At 66.5% G+C, this 2,210-nt stretch carries 4 protein-coding genes; all 4 read right to left on the reverse strand.

Going from position 1 to position 2,210, the window contains the following annotated elements; translation table 11 throughout:
• Positions 1 to 6 precede the first annotated feature (6 nt).
• Positions 7 to 576 carry a TetR/AcrR family transcriptional regulator gene (locus J1M64_RS19020; RefSeq protein ID WP_069389790.1) on the reverse strand — a complete coding sequence of 190 codons (570 nt, stop codon included), beginning with the start codon at positions 574 to 576 and terminating at the stop codon, positions 7 to 9.
• Between the two features lie 105 nt (positions 577 to 681).
• Positions 682 to 1,359 carry a 1-acyl-sn-glycerol-3-phosphate acyltransferase gene (locus J1M64_RS19025; protein WP_269505313.1) on the reverse strand — a complete coding sequence of 226 codons (678 nt, stop codon included), beginning with the start codon at positions 1,357 to 1,359 and terminating at the stop codon, positions 682 to 684.
• Positions 1,360 to 1,505: 146 nt separating this feature from the next.
• Positions 1,506 to 1,763 (reverse strand): oxidoreductase C-terminal domain-containing protein, encoded by a 258-nt coding sequence (locus J1M64_RS20080; RefSeq protein ID WP_007628308.1) that lies wholly within the window; start codon positions 1,761 to 1,763, stop codon positions 1,506 to 1,508.
• A gap of 183 nt (positions 1,764 to 1,946) precedes the next feature.
• The coding region (locus tag J1M64_RS19035; protein ID WP_206475213.1) for a cytochrome P450 at positions 1,947 to 2,210 on the reverse strand (264 nt) is incomplete at its 5' end.

Here is a 2,210-nt window from a genome sequence, read left to right on the forward strand (position 1 = left end):
AGGTCACTATTCGAGTGAGAGGAACCGGACGGCGACCTCGGAGATCTTCCGCGCTGTCGCGGTTCGGTCCCACTTGGGGAGCGCAAGATGACTGACCGTCAGGCGCACCAGGGTGTCGGCCGCGTCGATGACATCGCCCGGGGGGAGACCCGGATAACTCTCCGCGACCCATCCGGCCAGGGTGTCGGAGGCGAGGTCGAGAAGCGGTGCGGATGTCGTGAGCAGCGGGAGCATCCCCGTGGACGCCTGACCTCCCGCATCAAGGTCACGGTTGGAGATGAGCACCGCCTTGAGCAGGGGGCTGCGCCCGGCCTCGTTCAAGGTGTAGTCGACGGCGGCTGCGATGCCTCGCTTCGCATCGCCGATGTGCGCCTCCAGCGCGCCCCGGATGCCCTCGAGGAAGCGCGAGGCCTCCCGGAGTACGACGGCTTCTCCGAGGCCGGCCTTGTCACCGAACTCCTTGTACAGAGCCGCCCGCGACACCCCGGCACGATCAGCCACCTGCCCCATGCGCACCCGGTCCCAGCCGCGGTCGACAGTCAGGTCGTGGGCAGCCTCGAGGACAGCCAGGCGCATGTGCTCCTTGAATCGTTCGCGCATTGACGGTGCCCGCATGACAGAAAGGTTAGCGATTCCTGTCTCGCGATCGACTCGCGTCACTGACTTGGACACGGCCACACGCTACCTAGCGTGCTCGTCGGCCAGTTGGTCGACCATCGCTGCGAGGGTGTCCTGAAGTCTTTGCACACCCGCAGCGGCTGCCGTCGCCGTCGGCAATTCTCGGAGGTCCTCGAGCGGGACCGGGTCCCCGACCAGCAGGGTGACCCGACGACGGCGGCCCAGCACCACCCTTCCTTCGTAGGCTGGCGCGATGGCCTGCACACCCCATTGGGCGACGGGGATCAATGGGACTGACGTCTCGAGCGCGATGCGAACAGCACCCGACCTGAGCGACATCAGACGTGCATCCGGTCGGTTCGTGATCGATCCCTCCGGGTAGACGACGACGAGGGCGCCGCGATCCACTGCTTCGATCGCGGCGCGGATCCCGGCTCGCCCGTCGGAGCGGTCGACCTGGACGTGGCCGGCCGACCGAAACCACCAGCCCACTGCTCTGCTCTGAAACAGGCTTGATTTTGCCATGAACCGGGGGGTCCGGCCCTGGGCGAGGACCATCTCCGCGAGGAAGAGCGGGTCGGCTTGGGAGACATGGTTGGCCGCCAGTACTGCGCCCCCCGACCCGGGAAGGCGCTCTGTACCGCGCCAGTCCGCTCTCCTGACGAGCAGCAGAAGGGGTTTGCAGACGACCAACGCGAGCCACCATGCAGGGCCGCGGGCGTCCGCGGGTGCGCGTCGCACGCCTGCGGACTGATGCGAGTCACGGGCGCCCGGAACGAAAGGCAGAAGTCTCATCGCGGGCCCTGCCGTCGACCTCCAAACCATCCTTGTTCACCTCGGGGGTCAGACGTTCGGTGGTGACCACGACCAGTGGTCGGTCTGCTTGCTCACACCGCCACCTCCGGTGTCAGGGCAGTCGTGTCGACGGCGACTTGGCCGAGAATGCCGTTGGTGGTCATGGAGTCCCCGGGGCGGTTGACGCTGTCAGCGGCGACCGGCTCACCCTGCCTGAGGTAGTAGCAGGTGCGGTTTCGGTCAGAGGTGGGGTCACCGCTCAGGACGATGTCGTCATAACCGTTGTTGAGTCCCGCGATCCGCAGCTTGTGGTCGTACTGGTCCGACCGGGACCATGGGAGCGCCGACACCTTCTTGTCCCTTCCACAGATCGTCCTTGTTCCTTCCACAGGTCTTCGAGAAGGAGGTCGCTGGTAGGGCAACATCGGCTCGTCACCGGCCCACGATGTCACCGGACCAACCCTCCCGGCGGAGGCGGGTGGCCGACTGCGCGCCGGCATGGCTGGCGCCGACCACCACCGCGCGCCCCGAACTCATCCGGTTCCCTTGGGGGTGAGCTCGACCATCAGCTTGCTGATGCCGCGAACGAAGTTGGACTGCACGTACTCCGGCTCACCGACGACATCGATCCTCTCGAAGCGTGGGAGCAGCTCCTCCCAGAGGATCCGCAACTGCAGCTCGGCCAATCGGTTGCCCATGCACCGATGGACGCCGAACCCGAAAGCGATGTGGTTGCGGGCGTTGGGCCGGTCGATGATCAACTCGTCCGGCCGCTCGAACACGGACTCGTCCCGGTT

Origin of the sequence: Dietzia sp. KRD202, assembly GCF_017168155.1 — a bacterium.
GTDB lineage: Bacteria > Actinomycetota > Actinomycetes > Mycobacteriales > Mycobacteriaceae > Dietzia > Dietzia kunjamensis.

Coding starts and splice junctions, on each gene's coding strand:
- J1M64_RS19020 (WP_069389790.1), bottom strand. CDS start 576: ATGCGCCTGGCTGTCCTCGAGGCTGCCCACGACCTGACTGTCGACCGC.